Below are 24,431 nucleotides of genomic sequence, written 5' to 3' on the forward strand. Positions count from 1 at the left end.
AAATATAAAGTCTACCAATTTCAGCCATTCATCTACAAACTGCAGTCTTATTTCTTTTTCAGGATGATTTCAGGAAACATCAAATTCATAAAACTGAATATCAGCAGAACATTAAATTCAATGCCATTGGTACCACCACCTACCACAAACCATCCGTTCTCCCAGTGGATATAATAGATCCCCAGAACGAAGATCAGTATATTACAGAGAGCTACAGGCTTTATATATCTATCTATCCAGATGAGAAAAACAGAAACGAGATGGGTTAGCTTTATTAACCAGGCAAGATATAAGCCGATTGGAGAAAATCCTATGGCATCCAAATATTGGGTACCAAAAGTATTTACATCTCCACTAAAAATGGAGATTACGCTGTGCATTAGCAAAATGACTGATAATGCACATCTGAGGAAGTAGTTCTTTTTCATAGAATCAAAAATAAACATCAGAATTGCTGAATATATTCTGTAGTATATTAATGACTCTTAAGTGTATATAAAAATATCTTTATCAGTATTTTTAATCTGCCAGAGAATATTGAGGTTCTAATAATGACCACCACCATGAGATAGAAACAATGTCTTTTGGTGGGCTCATAGATTGTTCACAACGCTGAATAATTTTAAAGTCATATCCTTTCCGGTCATTGGCTACTTTATATCGTTTATTGGTACTGCAAAAAATGAGGTTTCCGGAAACAACATCTTCCAGCCCCTTTAAGTATAAAGAAATTGGTTCGCAGATATATTGATATTTTTGTTTTAATAAATGATACAGAAATAGAATTTGGTTTCGAAGATCTATCGCTTTAGATATAGCTTGTTCTTCACCGAGATCCGGGTAGGAAATAAGATAAATTTGAATAATATTATTATAATAGCCGGAATCAGAAGCTTTCTCTTTCGCATATGAGTAAATATCATTGTCGAGAAGCGCCACAAAAGAAACAGACTTCGTTAAAACCTGTATAACAGGATTCGTGTATTCTGACATACTTAATTGTACATTATTTATACAACTTGCCAGTGCAGAAGGAATTTCCATTCCACCACTTGCTATTCTCATAGCACAAAAAGTAGTAAGATCTGGATATTTGTTTTGAATTTTAAAAGTATTTTCCCATTGTATTCCAGATGCAAAACTTCCAACTGCCTTCATGAGTCTATTGATTTGAGGAATTCCTGCCCAGTTGCTCAATCTGGATTTAAGATCCAACAGTGCCTGTACTATTGGATTTTCTGTAGATAGGCCAAGATGAGTAGGATTTTGATAAGAAGGTTCTTCGCAAATGTATTTTAAACTTGAAAAAAAGTGAATTAATTGAGGAAAACTATTATGGAGCAGGAGCTCTTCCCCTGCATCATCTAAAAGACAGACCCAGGAACAAAAGTCTGTAATATCCCTTACTTGGAAATATTTGATATCCGGATAACTAAGTGCTGTAAAATAAGAACCTGCATTCGCAATATTTTCAGCTTGATGCTCATCTGCCACTAATTGATACTTTTTAAGCCATCCCATTGAATCTATTATGGCTGTCTCTGTCTTTTTAATTCCCGGTAACGGGAATTTGTGAATAATTGAATTCATACTATTTATTTTGATTAGGTATTTTATATGTTATTTTACGGGTAATACTTTTATATCAGAAAAAATAAGACGGCACCACTTAGAAGAAGGCCCCACATGGAAAGTGTATTGAAGGTTAAGAATAATCTTTGCAGGACCACTATATAAATATATTGATTATTTATCAATAAAATATTATTGTTGTTAAATTTTTAAATTATATATTAAAATTTAACTTATAATTTAAAATTAGAGTTATGGTGGATTTTGTAATATGTTCAATTTTTCTCCTTTACCTTTGCTAATTAATGTTATTCTACATCTATTTTTAATATTAAGTTATTGTTACTTAATAAAATACAAAATTTAACACTTTGATTATTCCCTAAATTGTGATTTTTATTAATTAAATTCTTATTTTTACTGTATTAATTAAAGGAATTGATGAAACCTGACTGAAGAAATAAAGTTCAATCGGGAATAAATTTCCCTCTATACCATTTCCGATTGATAGCAAGAGATTAACTCAGCTCCGATTCTAATGCACAAATACAAAAAGAGTGGCCACCCGGACCACTCTTTTGTATACTTATTTTTCTAATCTTAATTTTGACTTAATCTTTTCTTTAAAAATTCCTCAAGCTCCTTTTCATGAAGATTTTTAGCGATAATATTGCCTTCACCGTCAATAATCACATTAAAGGGAAGCTCATCTATTTCATATGCTTTTGCAACAGGACTTTTCCAGAATTTTAAATCGCTGATCTGTATCCAGTTGATATTAAACCGGTCTATCGCTTTCTGCCAGCTTTCTTTGTTTTTATCCAAAGAAACTCCCAAAATTTCAAATTTATTGGCTTTCACCTGCTCCGAATAGGTCTCATACAGTTTTTTCAATTCAGGCTGTTCGCCTACACACGGAGCACACCAGGTGGCCCAAAAGTCAATAAGAACAAGCTTTCCTTTTAGACTTGAAAGAGAAAATGAAGAGCCATCCGGTTTAGACATTGTAATTTCAGGAGCCTTCTTCCCTACTTCAATCTTGTTTTGAGCGAAAATAAATCCTGAAAATAAGGCTAAAAATAATATCGTAAAACTCTTTTTCATATTAATCATTTGTTGGATATTCTTTATCCAGCCAATCGGTTTTTATATTTTTAGGAAGATTTAAAAGCTTGGCGTTCTTAAAGCCCATTTCCATTAATAAATTAAATGCAGGACGAATATTCGGGCATTTTACGAAAGGACAGCATCCGCAATAGATTACCACTTCCTTATTTTTAGGAACATCTTTAAGATAGTTTCTTAATTTTTCCAGATTTTCAGGTTCATGGGTTGGACCAATGTCTACAGACCCTTTAATAATGGCTTCCGGACCTACTGAAATAATCAGTAAATCCTTAGTCTTTTGCTTTACAATTCTTGAGGCTAATAATGCCGGATTCATCAGTTGGTTCTCTTTCCATGGATTCTGTGTTTGCTGTGCCTGGCTGAAAATGGAGCAGACAAAGCAAACCATGATAAACAAATACTTCATACTTCTATTTTTCACAAATATATAAATGATTTGTTGAATGATAATGGGCTATATGGGTGTATTTTCCTGCTTTTATTATTTGTTTTTATTCTTTTTAGGAGTGATGTGCACTACGTTGGCTGCTCCAGGTTCAATAATTAGTTGAGTTCCTGGTCCTCTTTCCTGTTCTCTGCCTTGAATAGCTGAGCCCGTAGCCAATGTCAGCTTTCCCTGAAAAACAGGATGTGGCGGGATTAGTGATATTTCTATTTCCTCTTCTTCAAGCTGTATGATAATGGATGTAGCATCAATGTTATGGCGGGTTCCATCTTTAGCGATTGCAAATACCTGATAAGGTTTAGACTCTTCCATTGTAATATGATTTTTAACAAAGATAAAACTTCAAATGAATCCACTTTTTGTATTTTAGTGGTAAAAAATGAATCATAGTCAATAGTTGCTGTGGTTTCAATAACTTTAAAGTACTCCTTCATTCCATGAAAATCAATCTTCCTGCCCATTGGTCAGATTTTATAAAGATTTTTACTAAAAAACATAAAGAAGACATTGTATATGATACAGTGCGTGTATTCCGTACTGAAGAAGAAATCCGGGAACGTTATGATACCTATGAATTTGAAGAATACCTTCCGGGGTATATTCCGGTTGCGGACGATTCAGGTGGTCAGGTTGCCGTTATTTCTAAAGACAGCAGCAATACAAAAGTATATCTGAGTTCGTATGGAGTGTTGCAGGAGAAATATTTTGAAGTGCTGGACCGGGATTTACTCCATTGGATGCAAAGGAAATTTCCTTTTGAAAGGGAAAGAAATATCATCTCCCCCGCGGAAATTGAGAAAAGAGAGAAAGAAAACATGGTGTGGACTCAAAAAATATCTTCATTTCCTGGCATTATAGAGTTTTTGGAAGAACCTGTATCTATTGAAGGGCTTGCATTACCTGAAAATTATGCTTCTGCAGAAACTATTTACTATTTTCAGGATGGATATCATTATAATTCCGTAGAAAATAAAGTTTTAACAGAAGATGTTCCGGGAGCGTTTAAACCAAGTTGGATAGTACTAGCATCCAATTATTTTGCAGATCCTTTTTTTATTGATTTGAATGAAGCCGAGGATAACTTTCCTGTTTATTTTGCCTATCACGGACAGGGAAAATGGGAACCAATAAAAGTAGCTGAAAGCTTGACTGCATTTCAGAAAGTATTACATCAGATCCAAAACTTAAGGTTTGATAAATCAGGATTAAAAGAGTGTTTTGATGAAAATATTGATCTGGAAAATCCTTTATGGAAAGAAGTATATACCAATATTCAAGACGAAGATGATGATTCAGAGCAGATAGAAACTTATGAATCATGGGGCAAGGAAGTCAATTTATACATTACTGATATCGGACCCAATAAAATGAAGATCATTGCATTACTGAAAAAAGAATTGGGACTTTCCGGAACAGAAGCTCTTCAACTCAGTAAAGAGCCCAAAATACTGTTCAGAACCGGTTATACTAAATGGCTGGAGCATGACCGAAAGCAGTTGGAGGACCTTGGAGCTAAAGTTGAATTTGAGATTTTAGGGTAAAATTATTCAGAGAACTGTAAACTTCTGATTATTATAATTTTTGAAAGTGTTTTACTTATTTAAGCACAAATATTTTATACATTTATATAAAGTATTGTGAATCAAAAAACACCTTTATCATGGAAGAAACATTCCTACCTGATGCTATTATCATAGGAACCGGGTTGGCAGGACTTACTGCTGCAATGGAGATTACAGATGCCGGGAAAAAAGTATTATTGCTGGATCAGGAAACCGAACAGAATATTGGCGGGCAGGCTTTCTGGTCATTTGGCGGTCTTTTTCTGATTAATTCTCCCCAACAACGCAGAATGGGAATCAAAGATTCTTATGAACTGGCATTACAGGACTGGAAAGGGACAGCAGGTTTTGACCGTGATGAAGATTATTGGCCAAGAAAATGGGCGGAAGCTTATCTAAAATTTGCCTCAGGCGAAAAATACGAATACATTTCTAAGCTTGGGATTAAACTGATGTTTATGGTAGGCTGGGCAGAACGTGGTGACGGATCAGCTTCCGGACACGGAAATTCTGTTCCCCGTTTTCATGTAAGCTGGGGAACCGGAACGGGTGTAGTAAAGCCTTTTGTTGAAAAAGCCTATCAAGCCAAAGAAAAAGGTCTGTTGCAGATGAAATTCCGTCATAGAGTCACGGAATTGATTGTAAAAAATGGCAAAATAACAGGTCTGAAGGGAGATATCCTTGAAAATGATTCTCAGCAAAGAGGCGTTGCTACCAATAGAAATATTATCTCTCAATTTGAATATTCTGCACCCCATATCATTATTGCTTCAGGAGGAATTGGTGCCAATCATGAACTGATAAGGAAAAACTGGCCTGAAAGGCTGGGAGTTCCACCGGAGAATATGGTTTGTGGAGTTCCAGCCTATGTTGACGGTAAAATGATAGGTATTGCTGAAAACGCAGAGGCCAATATCATCAACCGGGACAGGATGTGGCATTACACAGAAGGGTTACAAAACTGGAATCCCATCTGGCCCAATCACGGGATCAGAATATTACCGGGGCCATCGTCATTATGGTTTGATGCCAAAGGAAACCGACTACCTGCTCCATTTCTTCCCGGATTTGATACACTTGGAACACTGAAATACATTCAGGATACGGGATATTCTTATTCCTGGTTTATTCTGACACAAAAAATCATTAAAAAAGAATTTGCACTCTCAGGTTCTGAACAGAATCCGGATATTACAAATAAAGATTATTCCCTTTTTCTGAAACGTATTTTTGGTAAAAAAGCACCGGGACCTGTAGAAGCTTTTAAAGAACATGGTAAAGATTTTATTGTTTCGGATAACCTTAAAGATCTGGTAGATAAGATGAATCTGCTGTCAGGAGATCATCTTCTGAATTATGAAAAAATAAAACTCCAAATCGAAGCAAGAGACAGAGAACTGGATAATAAGTTTTCAAAAGATACACAGGTAAACTACATCAGAAGTACCAGAAGTTATTTAGGAGATAAGCTTGGAAGAGTGGCTGCTCCTCATAAGATTCTTTCTCCTGAAAATGGGCCGTTAATTGCTGTAAGGCTAAATATTTTAACCCGAAAAACTCTGGGTGGAATAAAAACCAATCTGAACGGCCAGGTTTTAAGAGAGGACAACAGTATCATTGAAGGGCTTTACGCTGCTGGCGAAGTGGCAGGTTTTGGCGGTGGCGGAATGCATGGCTATAGAGCTTTAGAAGGAACATTTCTCGGTGGATGTATTTTCTCAGGAATGAAAGCTGGAAAATATATTGCAGGATTAAAAAAGAACCATTCAAATTAATACCATTCATAATGAGCAATTATTATAATGATAAAGTAGTATGGATTACAGGAGCGTCATCCGGAATTGGTGAAGCCCTAGTAAGAGAATTGGTGAAAAATAGCAATGCAAAAATTATTCTTTCCTCCAGAAATGAAGAACAGCTTTACGAAGTGGCAGAAAGTGCTGGGCTTACCGTTAACAGATATGCTGTAATCCCTTTAGATCTGAAGAACTATAAAGAAATGCCTGAAATAGCAGTTAAGGCCATAGCAACCTTTGGAAAAATAGATATTCTTATCAATAATGCAGGGCTGTCTCAACGTTCTTTAGCCATGGAAACAGATATAGAAGTGGATAAACGTTTAATGGATGTAGATTTTATAGGAACTGTGGCTCTAACTAAAGCGGTAGTCCCTTATATGATCCGAAATAAAGGCGGGCAGATTGCTGTTGTTTCGAGTCTTATGGGAATTTTCGGAGCTCCTATGCGCAGCGGTTACGCAGCGGCAAAACATGCCCTTCATGGGTTCTTTGATGCTTTACGTGCAGAATTATATAATCAAAATATTTCAATAACAATCATCTGTCCGGGATTTATACAGACCAATATTTCCGTTCATGCGGTAACCGGTGACGGTTCATCGCAGGGTACGATGGATGATGCTACCCATAATGGAATGCCTGTAGATGTTTTTGCTAAAAAAATGCTGAATGCCATCGAAAAAAAGAAAAATCAAAAAGCGATTGGTGGTAAAGAGGTATTGGGTGTCTATCTGAAAAGGTTCTTCCCTGCCCTGCTGGCAAAAGTAATCCGGAAGGCAAAAGTTGTCTGAAGATTTTTTACAAACTATAGTCTCATACAATACAGAAAAACCGCACAAGAAGTGCGGTTTTAATTTTTCAGATCTTATAAAGAACTATTCTTTAATGATTTTTTTGGTCGTTTTTAATGTACCACCGAGTACGTTTAAGAAATAAACTCCTTTTTCAAGATGACTTGTATTGATCTTGGTTCTTAATCCCTCTAATTTTTGCTGATGAACTGTTTTTCCTAACATATCCGTAATGGTAGCTTTCATGGAAGAGTCAAAATAATCAAGCTTTAAAGTAACATAATCTTTTGCTGGATTAGGATAAACATTAGCTGTAACTGTAGCATCTTTTACAACTTCGTTAGTAGACAGGTTTTCCGGGGCAAGTTTTACAATCCAAATGTCATAATTTCCTTTATTTTCTGTTACATCACCATTATTTGACTGAGAGCTACCTGCAATGACATAGCCGCCGTCTGTGGTTTGAATAACAGAGCTGGCTTCATCACTTTTTGATCCTCCTAAACATTTTTGCCATTGAATGGCTCCCGTAGTGCTAAGCTTTACAACCCAATAATCATAAGAAATAGGTGCTTCTCCAACTCCTGTGCCTGAAGGAGAATGATATCCTACTACCTGTCCGTCATTGGAAGAAGTATTTCCTACTACTAAATATCCGCCATCTGCAGTCTGAATCACAGAGCTGGCATCATCTACTTTGCTTCCTCCCAACGCTTTTTGCCATTGAATATTTCCTGTTTCATTAATTTTTACAACCCAGGAATCGGTTCCATCGTGATTTCCTGTTACATCCCCATCATTAGAGAAAGCACTGCCAACTGCGATATAACCTCCATCTGAAGTTTGTTTAACAGAATATGCTAAATCCTGATGTGAACCCCCTAAAGATTTTTTCCAGAAAATAACCCCACCATCAGAGTTTAATCTTAAAATCCAGTAATCTTTACCACCATGATTTCCTGTTACATCACCATTATTGTTCTCTGCATATCCGGCAACTACATATCCACCATCAGTAGTTTGAATGATTGATGTGGCTCTGTCATCTCCTGTTCCGCCTAAAGATTTTTTCCACTGGATATCTCCGTTAGCATTTATTTTTACAATCCAATAATCTACATATCCTTTATTTCCGGTTACGTCTCCAGTAGTGGAAGAAGAGTTTCCTGCAAAGATATAACCACCATCCGCGGTAGGAACCATTTCATTGATCACATCATAATCAGTACCACCGAAAGTTTTTTTCCAGTAAATAACTCCAGCGTCAGAATTTAATTTTACGACCCATCCATCTGTTAAGCCTTTATTTCCTGTAACGTCTCCATTGTTTGAGTCAGTGGTTCCGGCAACAACATATCCGCCATCGGAAGTTTGAATAATAGAACTTCCATAGTCATTTCCTGTTCCACCTAAAGATTTTTGCCATTGAAGATTTCCTGTTGAATTTAATTTTAAAAGCCAATAATCCTGGTTTCCGTGATTTCCGGTTACATTGCCGTTATTTGAATTAGAAGCACCACTAATCATATATCCACCATCCGAGGTTTGAATAATTTTGTTTGCTCTGTCTGAATTAGTTCCACCGAAAGATTTTTGCCATTGTATGGACGGAGCTTGGGCCATACTAAGGCCTGAAAAAAGATACCGGCTAATAATGGTATTGTACTTTTGTAATTGAGTTTCATGGTTTTTTTAGTTTTTAAACTTAGAAGCGCAAAAATATACTTTCTTTGAGAATAAATTTCTATGTTTTGTGTTTTTTCACTTATGCTGTAATGTCTTTTGGTTTTATTTATGAATAATAATTTGAAAGACTTTTAATAAATACTATAGAAATATAGAGGTTCTTCTATCAGTAAAATGTATCCATTTTCAGGTAAAATGTCTACCTCTTTTGAAAATAGCTGACTGTACATTTGTATCATAAAATAATCACAGTATTAATTACTAAAAAAAACAAGTATTATGATTCAGTCAGTAACATTTAAAAATCTTAACTGGGACGTAGCAGCAGATCTGTATTTCCCACCGAACTTTGATGAAAATAAAACATATGCAGCCATCATCAGTGCACATCCAATAGGAAGCTGTAAAGAACAGACCTCCGGAAATGTGTACGGACAGGCATTAGCCGATGCAGGATTTGTAGTATTGGCATTTGATGCTTCATTTCAGGGAGGCAGTGGCGGAGATATTCGCTTCATTGAAGATCCTACCTTAAGAGTGGAAGATTTCCGTTGTGCCTGTGATTACCTTGTGAGCCTTCCCTACGTAGATGAAAACCGTATTGGTGTATTAGGAATCTGTGGCGGTGGCGGTTATGCTATTAATGCAGCAATGACGGAGCGTAGAATTAAAGCTGTAGGAAGTGTAACAGGTGCAAATTATGGAAGACTTTGGAGAGAAGCATTCGGAAACTGGAACCCTATTGATGCTCTGGAAAAAATTGCAGCACAGCGTACAGCAGAAGTAAGAGGAGCTGAACTCCGTGTAGATCAGTTTTTACCACCTTCTGTAGAAGTGGGAAAAGCTGCCGGGATTAAAGATATTGATGTATTGGAAGCTACAGAATATTACAAAACATCAAGAGGTGAAAAACCCCATGGAGCAACCAGCTATCTGTATTCAAGAAGCAGTGCTGCAGTGGGCTGGGATGCTTTTTATTTAGCAGAAGTATTATTAACACAGCCTTTAATGGTAGTAATTGGAGATAAACCTGGTGGTTTTGGAGCATACAGAGATGGTCTTGAAATTATCAGAAGAGCCAGATCAGAGAAAAAAGAGCTTGTTATTGCAGAAGGATGGTCACATTATGAACTGTATGACCAACCGGAACCTGTAAAAATAGCACTGGATAAACTGATCCCTTTCTACAAAGAAAATTTGTAGTCAATAGAAAAAAAGAAAACACAGCTCAATTGAGCTGTGTTTTTTTATATTAGTGAGGGGTTGAATTTAAAAACTTTTGATTACTCCTATTCCTACTATTTTATTCTGGTAAAAAGGTATTATCATTGTGGAGCTGGTGAGGCTTTTAGCTTTGTTCTTTCCACGCAATAAATTATCGATCCTTGGAAAAAGCCAGTAGGCCAATTCTGTAGAAAGAATTCCAAAACCTGCTCCTGCAATCACATCTCCTAACCAGTGTTTATCATTGAGCATTCTGTACACCCCTGTAAAAATAGCAAACGGATATCCGGAAAGACTGAGCCAGAAATTAGTATCCTTATATTCTCTGAACATAAACTGTGCAGAAGAAAAAGCGGTAGCAGAATGTCCGGATGGGAATGAAAGGGTGTTAGACTGATCGGGTCTCTCTTCTTTGACAAGATATTTTAAAGGCATTGTAAATGCTGCAGAAATCAGTTGTGAAGAGGCATAAATAATGGTACGGTCTCTCAGGTTATGTTTTCCTTTTATTCCTATGGCATTTAATCCGTATACCATCAATGCCGGAGCATATTGGGTATAATTATCCAGATTCATTTGCGTAGGCTGATGCTCACTGATCTCTGTTCGGGTTGAAAAGTTCAGCTGTTTAAGTTTGCTTGAAGAAAGTCCTATTACCCCATAAGAAATGAAGGCTGCAGGAATAATGAGGCTCTTATAATTAAGCTTGGTTGACTGAATGTTGGAAATACTGTCTGAAACAGGTTTCTGAACAGTAACACTATCAACACTATTCTGGGCATTCACATGATTAAAAAATGACATGAAGACCAACAAACAGATCAATGATTTTTGAAACTCCCTTTTCATCATGATATTTATAGTTGATTAAAATTTATAGCTGTATCCAAGTCTTACCACCTGGGTTTCATAATAATCGTTGCTTGAATAAGCGAATCCCATTCCCTGAATATTTTTCTTAATCATCATAGTGTTAAGCAGATCAGACGCATTTAAGAAGAGTTCTCCTTTTCCTTTCTGAATTGCTTTTTTCAATCCAATATCCATTGAAAACCGGGATTGTATTCTTCCCTGAGGAATAATATCCGGAGCCAGATAGACAGCCGTAAGCTGTGCGCTCAATCCTTTGGCAAAATGAAAAGCATTATTCCATTTGATGTTTCCTGAAACAGCAGTCTGTTGACCTGCAGAAAATACATTCGGAGTTGGATAAAGGTTTTGCACTGAAAATGCATCAATCTGATTTCGATACAGGTTTCCATTTACATTAAAGGAATACACATCTGAAATTTTCTGGTTCCATATTGCTTCTAGTCCTGTATTATAGCTTCTTCCTGCATTCTGGAATATAGCATAAATAAGATTGCTTCCTGAAACAATACTGGAAATTCTTGTAATGGTTCCGTTTGCAAAACGATGATATAATGCAGAATACAGATAGCCGTTGTCCCAGTTATATTTGTATCCAAGCTCAATAGAGTTGGTAAACTGAGGTCTTAATGCCGGATTTCCTACTTTGATGATTTCTGCGTCATCATATTTAGGGAAAATTCTGATATCTACTTCATTGGGACGGTCTACTCTTCTGTTGTAAAAGATAGAGAACTTATTACGGTCATTAAGTTTATAAGCTAATCTGAAATTTGGAAATGGCTGTGTATAATTATACCCATCACTTTTGTAGGTAGGATGATTGGGATTTATATCATATTCAATTCTTACATACTCCAGCCTCAATCCTAGTTCTGCTTCCCATTTTTCATTTTCAAGAACATAATTTCCATATACAGCAGGAATAAACTCTTTGTAATCAGCTTTTCCTCCGGCAGCAGCATCTAATACTGAATTGGTCCCCGGAATAAAATTCATATTGGTAGGGATGCTTCTGCTTCTTAGCTTAATACCCGTTTCTAATCTTCCGTATTTGAGGGGCTTTATATAGTCAACATTGAAATCGTAGACCTGTTCATCAGACAATAACTTAAAAGCATCTGTTCCTGTAGAAGCAGGCAGATAGTTATCATAGAAATATTTTTCATCCTCTCTATGGAAGGTGTAGTTGAATCCTACATTTAGCAAGTGTCCAGCCTCCTTGAATTTATACTGATAGGAAGCCGTTCCCATCACTGTGGTTTTCAACTCATCCTCAAGGAATTGCCATAAACGCAGACGTTGAGATAGATCGCCATTAAAGAAAGGCTGGTCACCACGGTCTATAATCTTCTCACTGCCATACATTCCTGAGATGGTTAACGTATTCTGATCGTCAATATTCCAGTCCATTCCGGCTTTTGTGGTGAAGAAATTGGTGTTTCTGTTTCTTTTAAGCTGTGAGTTGATGATGGTTCCGTTATCATAAGTACGGGTTACAAATTCATTCTTATTAAGCGTCTCAGTATATAAATTATCTGCCTGTAAAAACAGATTGACTTTATTCTTTCTATAGTTAACAGATAGTGATGGATTTATTTTTGGAGTAAGGGTGTATTGTGAACGAATGGTTGGAAGATTCTCCTTCCTTACCCAAAGAGATCCTAATCCTGTGGTGAACCCTACCTTACCATTCCACCCGTTCTGCTTATTCTTCTTCATAATAATATTGATGATTCCGGCATTTCCATTGGCATCATATTTTGAAGAAGGATTGTTGATGATCTCAATTTTATCAATCGCAGAAGATGGAATATTGTCCAGCCCTGTCTGGCTTCCAAATCCTGTAAGTGCCGTTTGCTTTCCGTCAATCAGAACGGTTACTTTATCATTTCCTCTGAGTTGTACTTTGCCATCCTGTACGGTTATTCCGGGAAGATTCTGCATACTCTGTAATACCGATCCTCCGCTTTGGCTGATGTTGTCTGCTACCGAATAGGTCTTTTTATCTAGCTGGTTGTTGATTTCATTTTTTTTGGTTCCGGAGACAATTACTTCTTCAATTTTTGTCTCCTGCTCTTTTTTTCTTTCCAGTTCAATAAGAGGAATTTCCAAAAACTCAGATAGACTTCCTATAAATACCGGAAGAATCTTTTTGTTGTAGCCTGTTATAGAAGTTTCCATAAGGTAATGATCCGGTTTAATCCCTGTGATAGAAAACCTTCCTTCCTCGTTGGTAATGGTTCCTGCAACAAATGCAGTGTCTTTTTCCTTTTTTAAAATGATACTGGCATAAGGTAATGCTGCCTTGTCGGTATTGGTTACCTTTCCGGAAACAGTAACCGAAGCAGTTTGTGCCGTTATCATGGAAGAAATGGCAAACGTTGGAAAAAGTAAAAGCCTCGTTTTATTCATAATATAATCTTTACTATTTTTTTAATATTTTCAAACTTAAAATGGTCACGAAAGCTCCTTACGATATCTTTTCTGTGAAATAATGACCATAAGAACCATTAAGGCCAGAGATACAAGAGAAGCATTGATTGTTCCCAGATCCAGACCACCCTTTGCAAGAGGCTTGGTTAAAAGGTCCCCGAACGTAGCCCCAAACGGTCTGGTGAATACAAATGCAATCCAGAACAGGATAACATGATTGATTTTTGTGAAATAATGAAGCAGAACAACAATCAGAATAATAAGTCCGGTAATAAAGGCTCCGGTCATATATCCTAATCCCAGATTATCGCTCAGAAAATCCCCAAATGCAGTTCCTAAACTGTTGGAAAACAGAATGGCCGTCCAATAATAAAATTCTTTATTCCGTTCAAAGATTGGATACACCTCAAGATTATCGTACTTTCTGTACCATAGAAATAGGGAGATCAGAAGCCCGGCAAGAAGAATCAGACTGCCAAACAGATATCCTGCTTTCAACGTTCTGTCTATAAAGTCGGAAATCTCTGTTCCAAGGGTTGTTGTTCCGATAATGACCAGCCAATAAACAACGGGAATGTATTTTTTAACACCAAGCTGTATGGATAGTATAATAATGAAAAAGAATAAGGTAATGAGAATCCCTTTAGTGTACCCCAAATTGAGAGTCATAGAAATAAAATCACCAAGTGTTTCTCCTAATGTGGTCGCTACAATTTTCATGAGCCAGAAAAGTATAGTGACGGCTGCTACTTTGTTTGCTGTTCTCATCGTGTTTATTTTTTAGAGAGTTAGACTATTCGAAGGGTAAATGATCATGTTTCAGTATCTAGATCCCACAAATGCACGAATGATTTTATAGTGAATTCGTGGCTATTAAATCTGCGTAATCAGCATAATCTGCGAGAGAAAAAAATAAATTTTATCGAAGATAAAATCCTTGCGCCTTAAAAAAATATAGCATGAATCAAAATGGCTTTGCGGCTTGGCGTTTTCCAACCTTACATTATTAAGTTTTAAACGTTGTGAGCATATTGTCTTTATAGCAATAAAAGAAATCAGTGAGGTAGGGATCAAAATAAGACTTGCGCCACCGCCACAAATGGCACTGATCCAGAATGCAAGGATTGTTCCTGTGAATAAAAGGGCAATTTTTAAAATCATTTCTAAATAAAATTTACACTTCAGTACATCATATTTTCAGTACAAAGGTGCTATCTGATTTAGAATTAATTTTGAATTTTTAGATTCAGAATGTTAAGAAAACTATAATCTTACTGAAAAAGTATGGTACCCATTTTCAAATCGGTAACTGATTGTCCAGTGATGAAATTTGCAGATTTCCTGGATGATAGAAAGGCCAAGCCCACTTCCATTGCTGTCTGCAGATAGTTTTGAGAATCTTTTAAATAATAATGTTTCATCAAGCTGTTGAGTGCCGGAATTGGAGATTTCAAAAACAGAATCAGATAATTGTATGGAAATAGAACCATCAGGAACTGTGTGACGAATTGCATTGATGATAAGATTATTAATCATAATCTCTGTAAGACTGCTGTTACCATTACCTTAATGTCAGACATTATATTTTTCTCAACTGCAATATTTTTCTGTTCAAAATGTTCTTCAAGCATATCAATACTTTGAGTAAGCATCTGATCGAACAAAATGGTTTCAGAATTATCAAACTGATGGTTATCTATTTTGGCAAGCAGTAATAGATTTTTATTGATTCGGGAGCTTCTGGTGAGGGCTCTGTTGATATCTTCGGCAATTCGGTACTGCTTTTCAGTAAGGTTCTGGTCTTGCAATAAAAGATCCAGTTTATTTTTGATGATGGCTAATGGAGTCTGTAATTCATGGGAAGCATTCTCCGTAAATTCCTTTTGGGTTTTATACACAGAGATATTGCGCTCTATCAGCTTACTGAGTGATTGATTGAGTTCTTCAAATTCAGTAGTCTCAGAAGGAGGAAAATCAATTCTGTTCTGACTGTTCAGATTAAAGGTTTTCAGTTGATCTAAAGTATCGCGGAAGGGTTTCCATATTGATTTTGAAAGCCTTCTGTTTAAGTATAAAAGTCCAATAACAATCATAATGAAGAAAAATGTTGTAATCATAGCGATAACCGCGATGGTTTCGTGAGATTCTTCAATATTGGTTTGTATTGTGAAGAGATAAGGTTTATCTTCAATGTAGATTACTTTTTCAAGGCATCTGTAGCGTTCTTTCTTCTGTTCAGAGATAAATGGGAGATGTTTTTCAGTAGTATACATCTTATCCCCTTTTATATGTTCTACTGAAATTTTTTCAATACTGGTTTCAGGCTGAATATGATTCCAGAGCTCCAGACTTTTTTTAAGTTCTGTATCAGAAAGGTTTAATTGATTGAACTCATAAGCCGTTTTTTCTACAACAATTTGATTATGTTCATCCAATTCATGTTGCCAGATGGTATCCACCACAAAATAATATACAGGAATACTTACTGTGAGAACAATAAGTACATAGATGATAAAAGGCTTCGTGGTTTTGCTTAAAAGTGGATTCAAATTGATTGTTGTTGGGTTTAAAGTTCAATGTTTATAGTTTAAAGCAAGTGCTCTTTGAAATGGAATTTGTATTTATTCTCTGCAATTTAGTATTTATTTTGCAGCTAGATTTTATATTTAAATAATGAGAAAATTTCTCTAATTTTCTGTCATTCCGAGTGAAACAAGGAATCTGTTCCTATTGATGAACTATCTCTAAAACCCGAACCCCGAACCCCAAACCCCGCATCACGTATCTCGAAACCCCAATTTAAGCTTCCCACTTATATCCCGTCCCATACACTGTTTTAAGATAATGCTCACAACCTGCATCATACAGTTTCTTTTTAAGATTTTTCACATGAGCATACACAAAATCATGGTTATCAAGCATATCTGCGAAATCTCCGGAAAGATGTTCAGCAAGGGTACTTTTAGAAATAACTTTGTTTTTGTTTCCAATAAAGTAAATCAGTAAGTCAAATTCTTTTTTGGTAAGGGAAATTGATTCATTATTTACAGCAACGGTTTTTGCCAGGAGATCGATCTGAAGTTCATTCTGTTTTACCACATTGGAACTGCTGAACTGTTTTCTACGGATAATGGAATACACCCTAGCCATCAGTTCAGAAAGGTGAAAAGGTTTGGTAAGATAGTCATCTGCCCCTAGCTTCAGGCCTTCAATCTTATCATCCAACGCATTTTTGGCAGAAATGATAATAACACCATCCTGTTTGTTCTGTTTTTTTAATTCTTCCAGAATTCGGAGACCATTTCCATCAGGAAGCATGATGTCTAATAGAATACAGTCATAAGCAAATAACTCTATTTTATTCATGGCTTCACTGTATGTAGCAGCATTCTCACAGAGGTAGTTTTCCTCAGATAAATATTCGGAAATACTTTTGGCAAGTTCTGCTTCGTCTTCAACAATTAGAATTTTCATGGGATAAATCTATCATTAAATTTTGAAGAAATTTTGAATTTTAAAGAATTTAAGATTGGGGAGATCATTTATTTATAATTTTATAGACGCAAAGTTTTTATAAAGGATGATGCATATTTATTTAAGGATGCAAAGATGGAATCAATGAAATTGATTCTTTCTAAGCGGGCGCATATTTTTCAAGCTTCATCAGTGACAAAGTTGCTTCCTTTGCTTAGTTAGAATAAAGCAGTTAAAAAAATAACTTTGCGGTAGAAGTTTATCAGTATTCAATCATGATATCGACCTATCAATAAATTGGTGAAAAAAGAATTTCACTTTTCAATAGATCAGAATGCCTTTTTTCAATGCCTGTTAAAGTTTGATAAAAACTTATACAAATGGCAGTATTACAGCTGTTTTTTATTGAGAAATATAAGATTTAATCTCTAACACATAGTCTTTTCTTTGATTTCTGAAAAACTTTAAAAGGATATTTTAGGAGCATTTTCGTTAGATATTTCATAAATTTACGCTGCTGTTTCAAATTGAGACCTGCATTAAAATTCTTCTCAGGTGAAAATTCACAACAAAAAAAGTACCTAAGCTTTCTAAAATTTAAAAGAGATTTCCAGAAATATGGACTGGAAAAAGCCCGCAGCTATGAGCTTATTCTGCACTGGCTGAATAATAGACTGAGCAGGAATCAGTTTCTTGTGCTGTCCGGAATTCTTGTGGGATGTACTGCCGGATTGGCTGGAGTAATCTTGAAAACGCTGGTACACAACATCCATTATTTTATTACCAATAAAGTTCATTTTGAATATCAGATTCTGTTCTATATTGTTTTTCCTTTTTTGGGAATCGTTCTGACCACATTGATTGTATTAACGTTATTTAAAGGACAGGACAGAAAGGGAATCGGAGCAATTCTCTACGAAATTGCCCAGAATTCAAGTATTGTGGCTTCTGTTAAAATGTATTCTCAGGTGATCCAGAGTGCGGTTACTGTTGGCTTGGGAGGATCTGCCGGATTAGAAAGTCCCATTGCAGTTACTGGAGCAGCTATAGGTTCAAATTATGCACAGACGTACAGGCTTAATTATAAGGAACGTACCTTATTGTTAGCGGCAGGAGCTACTGCCGGAATCGCATCAGCTTTTAATGCTCCTATTGCCGGGATAATGTTTGCTTTTGAGATCCTGTTGACAGGAGTAGTTTTTACAGACTTTATCCCATTAGTGGTTGCTGCAGTCTGTGGAAGTCTTCTATCCAGAATATTGCTTCAGGAGGATGTTCTTTTCAGGTTTTATACCAGAGAAGCTTTCAACTATAAAAATGTACCTTATTATCTTATTTTAGGGGTAGTAACCGGATTATATGCCCGATATTTTGTGATTATTTCACAAAAAGTAGAACACTTTATAAAAGGGCTTCAGCTTTCAAAAATGCGTAAAGCAATGTTTGGTGGAGCTGTACTTTCTCTGCTATGTGTTCTGTTCCCTCCTTTATTTGGAGAGGGATATGATACGGTAAAAGCGTTCACCAATGGAAATACTCATTCTATCATTGAAAACAGTTTTTTCAGATACTTTGAAATTGGAGACTGGACGATCATTGTATTTCTAGTACTTGTATTATTGCTAAAGGCTTTTGCAACTTCCTTCACCATATTCAGTGGCGGAAATGGGGGGAACTTTGCTCCTTCTCTTTTTGCAGGCGGAACTGTAGGCTATTTATTTGCTTTGGTTTGCCAGCATATTGGTTTTACAGATGTTCCGGTAACCAATCTTGTTTTGGTAGGAATGGCCGGAGCCATGAGTGGTGTGATGTATGCGCCGCTTACAGCCATATTCCTGATTGCAGAGTCCAGTTTTGGATATGATCTGTTTATTCCGCTGATGATTGTTTCCATTATGTCTTATCTTATCGCCAAATGGTTCTCTCCGATCTCTCCGGAATTGAAATCTCTTGCCGATGAAGGAAAAATATTTACCAATAAACATGATAAAAACCTTCTGTTTGCCTTAAGAACGGATGATTTCATTGATAAATATTCTCAGGCAATCCAGGAAAATGCTTCTGTTGCAGATCTTTTCGAGCTGGTAAAAAACGGGAATAAGAATATTTTTGCAATAGTGGATGATTCCAGAACATTAAAAGGTGTTTTGACTCTTGATGATATAAGACCTTATCTTTTCAATAAAGAATTTGATACTTCACAAACAGTGGCTCAGATTATGAAGACTCCACCAGCCCTGCTTCGTCCGGAGAATAAACCGTTGGATATTCTTCAGACTTTTGATGATACCGGCGTATGGAATCTTCCGGTTGTAAATGAGAAGAATGATTTTATTGGGTTTATTTCTAAATCTTCAATTCTGATGAGCTATAGACAGCTGTTGAAGGAGTATTCGGATTAAAGGATAGTTTGAGAACCACCCCGTCAAAAATTCTTTGAATTTCTGCCACCCCTCCGAGGGAGGGGAATATCACATCTTCAATTGTGATATTCAGGGGAAATTGAAAATCATAAATTTTCAATAGACTTAAGTGTTCTTCTCAAACAGTTAGTAGTAACTTAAAATAACTTAAGTGTTAAGAAACTTTTGCGCCTTTTGTTGAAAAAAAATAAATCCGTTCAATCTAATGTTGAACGGATTTTTTAATCTAATAATGAGGTTTGAAATTAGTGACTTACTTTATTAAGCAAATCAATGTCTTCTTGATCTAAAATAAGTTTTGGAGCATTGAAAAGTGTTTCAAGCTGTGAAGAACTTGTAGCACTTACAATAGGAGCCGTAACCAACGGGTTGGATAATAACCAGGCTAAAGCTACAGTTCCCTGATTGCTGTGATGTTTTTCACTTACCTGATCCAAAGCTTTTAAAACTTCCAGACCTTTAGGGTTTAAATATTTTCTTACGCCCTCTCCTCTTGCACTTTTGGCAAGGTCTTCTTCAGTACGGTATTTTCCGGTTAAGAATCCTGCTGCCAGTGACCAATATGGAAATACACTCAGGTCAAACTGTTCTGCCAAAGGAGCATAGTTGTTTTCAAAACCTTCTCTTTCCAATAAATTATAATGAGGCTGTAGGGCAACATATTTAGGCAGATTATTCTTTTCTGATGCTTCAAAAGATGCTTTTAAACGCTCAGGAGAAAGATTGGAAGCTGCAATATAACGTACTTTTCCGGCTTTAATGATCTCATCATAGGCAGAAAGGGTTTCTTCTACCGGAGTTGTGTGATCATCAAAATGTGTGTAATAAAGATCAATATGATCGGTTTGAAGCCTTTGTAATGATTCATCTACAGACTTCAGGATATGTTTTTTACTGATATCAAAGCCATGTTCTTTTGTTTCAGAACCTACTTTGGTGGCCAGAACAATATCTTTACGGTTATTACGGCTTTTCATCCACTTTCCGATGATTTCTTCAGATTGTCCGCCTCTCCCGTTTACCCACCATGAATAGGTATCTGCTGTATCTATAAAATTGAATCCGGCTTCTGTAAACTGATCCAGTATATCAAATGACTGTTTTTCATCTAGTGTCCATCCAAAAACATTTCCACCGAAATTAACAGGAGCCACTTCTAAATCAGTGTTTTTGATTTTTCTTTTTTCCATAAAAATAATTTTACTAACTGTAATCTAAGGTAAGGAATATTGTGCTGTAGGGCTATTCAAAATAAGCATACGTTGTATAGTTATTATAAATGAAAAAGCCGATGTTTACTCGATTATTTTCCAACTGTTTTTAAAAATAATCTTTATTAAATTGTATTGGTATTGCTGTTGGGTTAAACGCCAAGACGCTAAGATTTTTTATAAGGTTATGCTTTTAAGGCGCAAGGATTTTATCTGCGATAAAATTGAATGCTGTTGATAAATAATGCCACGAATGCACGAATGTTTTCTTATTGGAGTCTCTTTGGATTTATATTTTCGTTTAGCATAACCAAAATTCCATATGCCATTTAGATTCCTGGGGAAAGTATAAGTTATTTTTCAGATGCAATATTTTATGCATGAATAAAATAATTCGTGCATTCGTGGCTATTATAAAAGAATCTATATAATCAGCAAAATCTGCGAGAGCATCTATTACTTTTCAACCTGAGGAATTTCAATACTGTTCAGCATTAGTCTATATTCCTGCAACTGATGATTGATTGTCTGTAATCCCTGTTTAAAAAATGAAGATGCATTAAAAAGCTGTTGGTAATACGCTATTCCTTCCAGCATATTTTTCCTGAAAGCATTCCATTTTTTTGTTTGGGAATGAGTAATCTGTTGAGCAGAGTCTGCTATTTCTTTTTTCAGATAATCAACATACATTTTCAGCTCATTGATGAACATATTCGGACGGTTATTATCCGGTAGAATATTGGAATTACCATAAATATGTTTTACCATTTCAGAAAGGGAAACTTCCTTATCAAAAAAAGCAATATTGGGCCCAGGGCAGATCACAACACCTTGTTTCTCCCCTTTAATCTCTATTCCCTGTTCCATATAAGCGGAATTAACTAGTCCTACACATAGGCAGGCTTTATCTGTAATTTCAGCTTTCTTCCTGTCAAACTCTTCTGTAGAAAGTGTTTCTTTCTGAGTATAAAGCTCATTCAGCTTAATATCCTGATATTTTTTTGAAGCTGTACACGTTCCTTCCGGAGAATATTCTTTGCTTAATGCCAATAGTTTTTTGGGACATGAACTTCCGTATCTTCCCTTGGTTTCTTTTTGATTCTTCAATAGCTCATTAGAAGTTCCTTTTATAGTATTGAAAGGAACTCCCAAAGGTGAAATCTGACTCAGATAGAAGTCTTTTTCTTTAGCTTTTAAAAGTAAAGTACGTGTTTCAGTATCTACAGACGTAGCTTCGGGAACCAATAAAAACGGAGATCCCCATCCTACGCTATCCACCTGATAATTGTTCAGTAAGAAATCATGTTCTTCAGAAGTGCCTACTCCGCCCTGTACGGTAATTTTCATTTCTAAAGGCTGTGAAAGAACAGGCTTTCCTTTTTGCTCTAAGGCATTGTTCATTAAAGTATGGGCAGACTGTATCAGATCATTCTTTTTCTGTCTGAATTCTTCCATAATAGGTCCTAAAAGCATTCCTTCTGTGGCAAATGCGTGGCCACCACAATTCAGTCCGGATTCTATTCTGTATTCTGAAACCCATAATCCTTTTTTAGCCAAAAAGTTTCCCTGAATCATTGCAGAACGGAAATCACTTACTTTAAGAATGATTTTCTTTTTCAAAAGTCCGTTTTCATCGGGATAAAAATCATCAAATTCCTCCATATAACTGTACAGACGAGGATTCATCCCCGCTGAAAGCACCATTGAAGAGGATAATTTACTGTTGGCAAAACCACGGAGCGATGCGTGGGCATCATTATACATTACAGGAAGCTGCTCATTCTTTTTATAGTTGTCTTTATCAACTTTAGTCATGATATTGACATCAATGCTTCCGGGTAACAGGTTGGTTTCGATGAAGTTTTTAATGCTTTCGCTCCAGTTATCTTTTTGATTAACAAGGTTTTGAAGGCTGTTTTTCAGGTCAGAAGTATTGGGTAGCATGGCCACAAAGTCTTTCAGAGCTTCTTTGTTCTTACTGATTTCCTGTTTGAAAGATTCAAACTTTTCATTCACGATATCATCTACCATGTCCAGATAAGCAGTAATTCTTTTGGCTCTGTAATCCTCTGTTTTTGTTGAAATTCGTGAATAATTAAGATTAAACTTCTGATTATAAAAGTTTTTCATTTTTTCCAGAATTTCATCGTCAATGATGGAAATCACAGAAGAAATCCCATATTGTGCAACACGGATTGGGCTGTCTATGGTATAAGCCAATCCCATCACGGGAATATGGAAATTGTGTAACGGTTTAGTTGTCATTATGTTTCAATAAAAGTTCTTTACTTAATGCAACTAAAAATTCTTTCAACTAATTCACTGCTTAAAAGTATTGCTTTTTTAATTAATTATGCATTAAATAGGATCTTTAATATTGAAAATATGTTAAAAGTCATTTCTGGAGTTTGAATTTGTTGGAAATACGCAAGGGCGCAAAGAATTATAATATTAATTGTTTTTAAGGCGCAAGAGAATCCCAGATTCTCAGCAAGGAAATACATTAGTTGTGATAAAAATAGCTTTAAGTATTCCATAAACATCTGCGTAATCCGCAAAATATGCGAGAGCCAATACCTCTTCAAAATAGAAAAGGTCTCATTTACCATTAGTAAACAAAACCTTTCTTATAATCTATAGGTAGAAAGCAATTATTCTGCTTTATTTTTCAACATCATCAGAAGACTGTAAGCGCCTTTCTGTATAATCTTTTTATCTTTTAAGAAATCTGCTTTCAGAACTTCTGTAAACTGATCATCCGAAATTCCGGTGACCACAGGAATCATTTTATAGTTTGATTTTCCAAGGTCTTCAAAGACATAGTTTTTATTTTCAAAAGAAACTATGGCATCATTTGGAAGCCCCTGAGTATATCGATTGCTGATGTTCACTTCAGCATTCACATACATTCCTTTAACAAATTCTGAATTAACAGATGATAATTTAGCGATAGCTGTTGCAGAACCACCTGTTTCAATACTGGGAACTACACTTACAATTTTAGCACTTGATTTCATCTCAGGCTTCTGATTGCTGTAAACCAGAATTTCCTGCCCAATTTTGATATCGTTAACATCATTTTCAAAAACCTTTAATTCTAAAAGTAATCCTGCTGGGTTAATCAGTTCAAATAAAGTATCTGCCGGGTTAATATATTGCCCGTTATTCACCAGAATTTTGCTTACAAAACCACTGAACGGAGCATACACATTAATTCTGCTTCTGATATTTCCAGTGTTTAAACCTTTGGCACTGATCCCGATAATGCGTAGCTTTTCTTCAAGACCTCTTAATGTGGCATTTAAAGTTGAATAATCTGCCTGAGCAGTTTGTAAGGTTTTATCACTGCTTGCTTTGCTTGTATTAAGGTCTTTCTGACGGTTAAAGTTCAGTCTTGCCGCTTCAAGCTGTGCTTTGGTTACCAGATAATCCTGCTGCAGCTGGATGAATTGCGGATCTTCCACCACTGCCAATACCTGCCCTTTACTGAAATGACTTCCGTTAATGACATTAATGGATTTGATATGCCCACCCATAATACTTGAAACTGAGCTGATATGAGATGGGGCAATCTCTGCTTTTCCATTCAGACGTACAATTTTTTCCATATTTCTGTCCTGAAGGGAGGTTGTGGTAATGCCTACAGACTGAATCTGCTGAGGAGTAAGATGAACGGTATTCTCAGTACCCTTTGCAAATTTTGTATTTTCATAGACTGTTTTTTCCTCTTCTTTCTTGCCTGAACATGATGACAAAGCCAATACTAAAGCCAGACTGTATATTGATATTATTTTGAATTGCATGATGCTG

At 36.0% G+C, this 24,431-nt stretch carries 20 protein-coding genes; 5 read left to right on the forward strand and 15 right to left on the reverse strand.

Annotation, left to right across the window (positions count from 1 at the left end):
- Window positions 1–47 precede the first annotated feature (47 nt).
- The 5 genes from BOQ64_RS14420 to BOQ64_RS14440 all read right to left on the reverse strand — a co-directional run bounded on the left by BOQ64_RS14420 (window position 48) and on the right by BOQ64_RS14440 (window position 3,457).
- Complete coding sequence (locus tag BOQ64_RS14420; RefSeq protein WP_129057520.1) at window positions 48–428, reverse strand: DoxX family protein; 381 nt, start codon at window positions 426–428, stop codon at window positions 48–50.
- Between the two features lie 91 nt (window positions 429–519).
- The gene (locus tag BOQ64_RS14425; protein WP_129057521.1) at window positions 520–1,590 is read right to left on the reverse strand and encodes a terpene synthase family protein; all 1,071 of its coding nucleotides are present in this window, start codon (window positions 1,588–1,590) and stop codon (window positions 520–522) included.
- A gap of 582 nt (window positions 1,591–2,172) precedes the next feature.
- Window positions 2,173–2,676, reverse strand: coding sequence for a TlpA family protein disulfide reductase (locus tag BOQ64_RS14430; RefSeq protein WP_228448390.1), 504 nt, complete (start codon window positions 2,674–2,676; stop codon window positions 2,173–2,175).
- A 1-nt stretch (window position 2,677) separates the two neighbouring features.
- On the reverse strand, window positions 2,678–3,106 hold the full coding sequence (locus BOQ64_RS14435; protein WP_129057523.1) for a rhodanese-like domain-containing protein: 429 nt from the start codon (window positions 3,104–3,106) through the stop codon (window positions 2,678–2,680).
- A 75-nt stretch (window positions 3,107–3,181) separates the two neighbouring features.
- Complete coding sequence (locus BOQ64_RS14440) at window positions 3,182–3,457, reverse strand: hypothetical protein (protein ID WP_129057524.1); 276 nt, start codon at window positions 3,455–3,457, stop codon at window positions 3,182–3,184.
- A 125-nt stretch (window positions 3,458–3,582) separates the two neighbouring features.
- Between BOQ64_RS14440 and BOQ64_RS14445 the strand changes: the two genes are divergently transcribed.
- From BOQ64_RS14445 to BOQ64_RS14455, 3 genes are all read left to right on the forward strand, one after another.
- Window positions 3,583–4,686, forward strand: a complete 1,104-nt coding sequence (locus BOQ64_RS14445; protein WP_129057525.1) for an SMI1/KNR4 family protein — start codon at window positions 3,583–3,585, stop codon at window positions 4,684–4,686.
- A 119-nt stretch (window positions 4,687–4,805) separates the two neighbouring features.
- Window positions 4,806–6,482 carry an FAD-binding dehydrogenase gene (locus tag BOQ64_RS14450; protein ID WP_129057526.1) on the forward strand — a complete coding sequence of 559 codons (1,677 nt, stop codon included), beginning with the start codon at window positions 4,806–4,808 and terminating at the stop codon, window positions 6,480–6,482.
- 11 nt (window positions 6,483–6,493) lie between these two features.
- On the forward strand, window positions 6,494–7,297 hold the full coding sequence (locus BOQ64_RS14455; RefSeq protein WP_129057527.1) for an SDR family oxidoreductase: 804 nt from the start codon (window positions 6,494–6,496) through the stop codon (window positions 7,295–7,297).
- Between the two features lie 84 nt (window positions 7,298–7,381).
- Here the strand turns inward: BOQ64_RS14455 and BOQ64_RS14460 are convergent, their stop codons facing one another.
- Window positions 7,382–8,920, reverse strand: a complete 1,539-nt coding sequence (locus tag BOQ64_RS14460) for a T9SS type A sorting domain-containing protein (protein WP_129057528.1) — start codon at window positions 8,918–8,920, stop codon at window positions 7,382–7,384.
- A 342-nt stretch (window positions 8,921–9,262) separates the two neighbouring features.
- Between BOQ64_RS14460 and BOQ64_RS14465 the strand changes: the two genes are divergently transcribed.
- Window positions 9,263–10,186: an alpha/beta hydrolase gene (locus BOQ64_RS14465; RefSeq protein ID WP_228448391.1), complete on the forward strand. Its 924-nt coding sequence runs from the start codon at window positions 9,263–9,265 to the stop codon at window positions 10,184–10,186.
- Between the two features lie 66 nt (window positions 10,187–10,252).
- Here BOQ64_RS14465 and BOQ64_RS14470 read toward each other — a convergent pair whose 3' ends face one another.
- The 6 genes from BOQ64_RS14470 to BOQ64_RS14495 form a co-directional block, all read right to left on the reverse strand.
- Complete coding sequence (locus tag BOQ64_RS14470; RefSeq protein WP_228448392.1) at window positions 10,253–11,059, reverse strand: phosphatase PAP2 family protein; 807 nt, start codon at window positions 11,057–11,059, stop codon at window positions 10,253–10,255.
- 15 nt (window positions 11,060–11,074) lie between these two features.
- Entirely contained in the window at window positions 11,075–13,492 is a 2,418-nt protein-coding gene (locus tag BOQ64_RS14475) for a TonB-dependent receptor domain-containing protein (RefSeq protein ID WP_129057529.1), read from the reverse strand.
- A 45-nt stretch (window positions 13,493–13,537) separates the two neighbouring features.
- Entirely contained in the window at window positions 13,538–14,281 is a 744-nt protein-coding gene (locus tag BOQ64_RS14480) for a hypothetical protein (protein WP_129057530.1), read from the reverse strand.
- Window positions 14,282–14,776: 495 nt separating this feature from the next.
- Entirely contained in the window at window positions 14,777–15,049 is a 273-nt protein-coding gene (locus tag BOQ64_RS24015) for a sensor histidine kinase (protein ID WP_228448393.1), read from the reverse strand.
- The gene (locus BOQ64_RS14490) at window positions 15,046–16,062 is read right to left on the reverse strand and encodes a histidine kinase dimerization/phospho-acceptor domain-containing protein (RefSeq protein WP_228448394.1); all 1,017 of its coding nucleotides are present in this window, start codon (window positions 16,060–16,062) and stop codon (window positions 15,046–15,048) included. Before BOQ64_RS14490 ends, BOQ64_RS24015 begins: the two co-directional genes overlap by 4 nt.
- 250 nt (window positions 16,063–16,312) lie before the next feature.
- On the reverse strand, window positions 16,313–16,987 hold the full coding sequence (locus BOQ64_RS14495) for a response regulator transcription factor (RefSeq protein ID WP_129057532.1): 675 nt from the start codon (window positions 16,985–16,987) through the stop codon (window positions 16,313–16,315).
- Window positions 16,988–17,514: 527 nt separating this feature from the next.
- Between BOQ64_RS14495 and BOQ64_RS14500 the strand changes: the two genes are divergently transcribed.
- The gene (locus BOQ64_RS14500) at window positions 17,515–19,389 is read left to right on the forward strand and encodes a chloride channel protein (RefSeq protein ID WP_129057533.1); all 1,875 of its coding nucleotides are present in this window, start codon (window positions 17,515–17,517) and stop codon (window positions 19,387–19,389) included.
- Between the two features lie 266 nt (window positions 19,390–19,655).
- Here BOQ64_RS14500 and BOQ64_RS14505 read toward each other — a convergent pair whose 3' ends face one another.
- The 3 genes from BOQ64_RS14505 to BOQ64_RS14515 form a co-directional block, all read right to left on the reverse strand.
- A complete protein-coding gene (locus BOQ64_RS14505) occupies window positions 19,656–20,600 on the reverse strand; it encodes an aldo/keto reductase (RefSeq protein ID WP_129057534.1) in 945 nt (314 codons plus the stop codon).
- A 477-nt stretch (window positions 20,601–21,077) separates the two neighbouring features.
- Window positions 21,078–22,886, reverse strand: a complete 1,809-nt coding sequence (locus BOQ64_RS14510) for a hypothetical protein (protein ID WP_129057535.1) — start codon at window positions 22,884–22,886, stop codon at window positions 21,078–21,080.
- A gap of 386 nt (window positions 22,887–23,272) precedes the next feature.
- Window positions 23,273–24,424 (reverse strand): efflux RND transporter periplasmic adaptor subunit, encoded by a 1,152-nt coding sequence (locus BOQ64_RS14515; protein ID WP_129057536.1) that lies wholly within the window; start codon window positions 24,422–24,424, stop codon window positions 23,273–23,275.
- Window positions 24,425–24,431: the final 7 nt, after the last annotated feature.

The sequence above is a fragment of the Chryseobacterium sp. CH25 genome (assembly GCF_004119455.1).
GTDB lineage: Bacteria > Bacteroidota > Bacteroidia > Flavobacteriales > Weeksellaceae > Chryseobacterium.

Coding starts and splice junctions, on each gene's coding strand:
- BOQ64_RS14420 (WP_129057520.1), bottom strand. CDS start 428: ATGAAAAAGAACTACTTCCTCAGATGTGCATTATCAGTCATTTTGCTA.
- BOQ64_RS14505 (WP_129057534.1), bottom strand. CDS start 20,600: ATGGAAAAAAGAAAAATCAAAAACACTGATTTAGAAGTGGCTCCTGTT.
- BOQ64_RS14435 (WP_129057523.1), bottom strand. CDS start 3,106: ATGAAGTATTTGTTTATCATGGTTTGCTTTGTCTGCTCCATTTTCAGC.
- BOQ64_RS14440 (WP_129057524.1), bottom strand. CDS start 3,457: ATGGAAGAGTCTAAACCTTATCAGGTATTTGCAATCGCTAAAGATGGA.
- BOQ64_RS14445 (WP_129057525.1), top strand. CDS start 3,583: ATGAAAATCAATCTTCCTGCCCATTGGTCAGATTTTATAAAGATTTTT.
- BOQ64_RS14465 (WP_228448391.1), top strand. CDS start 9,263: ATGATTCAGTCAGTAACATTTAAAAATCTTAACTGGGACGTAGCAGCA.
- BOQ64_RS14450 (WP_129057526.1), top strand. CDS start 4,806: ATGGAAGAAACATTCCTACCTGATGCTATTATCATAGGAACCGGGTTG.
- BOQ64_RS14425 (WP_129057521.1), bottom strand. CDS start 1,590: ATGAATTCAATTATTCACAAATTCCCGTTACCGGGAATTAAAAAGACA.
- BOQ64_RS14510 (WP_129057535.1), bottom strand. CDS start 22,886: ATGACAACTAAACCGTTACACAATTTCCATATTCCCGTGATGGGATTG.
- BOQ64_RS14480 (WP_129057530.1), bottom strand. CDS start 14,281: ATGAGAACAGCAAACAAAGTAGCAGCCGTCACTATACTTTTCTGGCTC.
- BOQ64_RS14455 (WP_129057527.1), top strand. CDS start 6,494: ATGAGCAATTATTATAATGATAAAGTAGTATGGATTACAGGAGCGTCA.
- BOQ64_RS14495 (WP_129057532.1), bottom strand. CDS start 16,987: ATGAAAATTCTAATTGTTGAAGACGAAGCAGAACTTGCCAAAAGTATT.
- BOQ64_RS14470 (WP_228448392.1), bottom strand. CDS start 11,059: ATGATGAAAAGGGAGTTTCAAAAATCATTGATCTGTTTGTTGGTCTTC.
- BOQ64_RS14430 (WP_228448390.1), bottom strand. CDS start 2,676: ATGAAAAAGAGTTTTACGATATTATTTTTAGCCTTATTTTCAGGATTT.
- BOQ64_RS24015 (WP_228448393.1), bottom strand. CDS start 15,049: ATGATTAATAATCTTATCATCAATGCAATTCGTCACACAGTTCCTGAT.
- BOQ64_RS14475 (WP_129057529.1), bottom strand. CDS start 13,492: ATGAATAAAACGAGGCTTTTACTTTTTCCAACGTTTGCCATTTCTTCC.
- BOQ64_RS14460 (WP_129057528.1), bottom strand. CDS start 8,920: ATGGCCCAAGCTCCGTCCATACAATGGCAAAAATCTTTCGGTGGAACT.
- BOQ64_RS14515 (WP_129057536.1), bottom strand. CDS start 24,424: ATGCAATTCAAAATAATATCAATATACAGTCTGGCTTTAGTATTGGCT.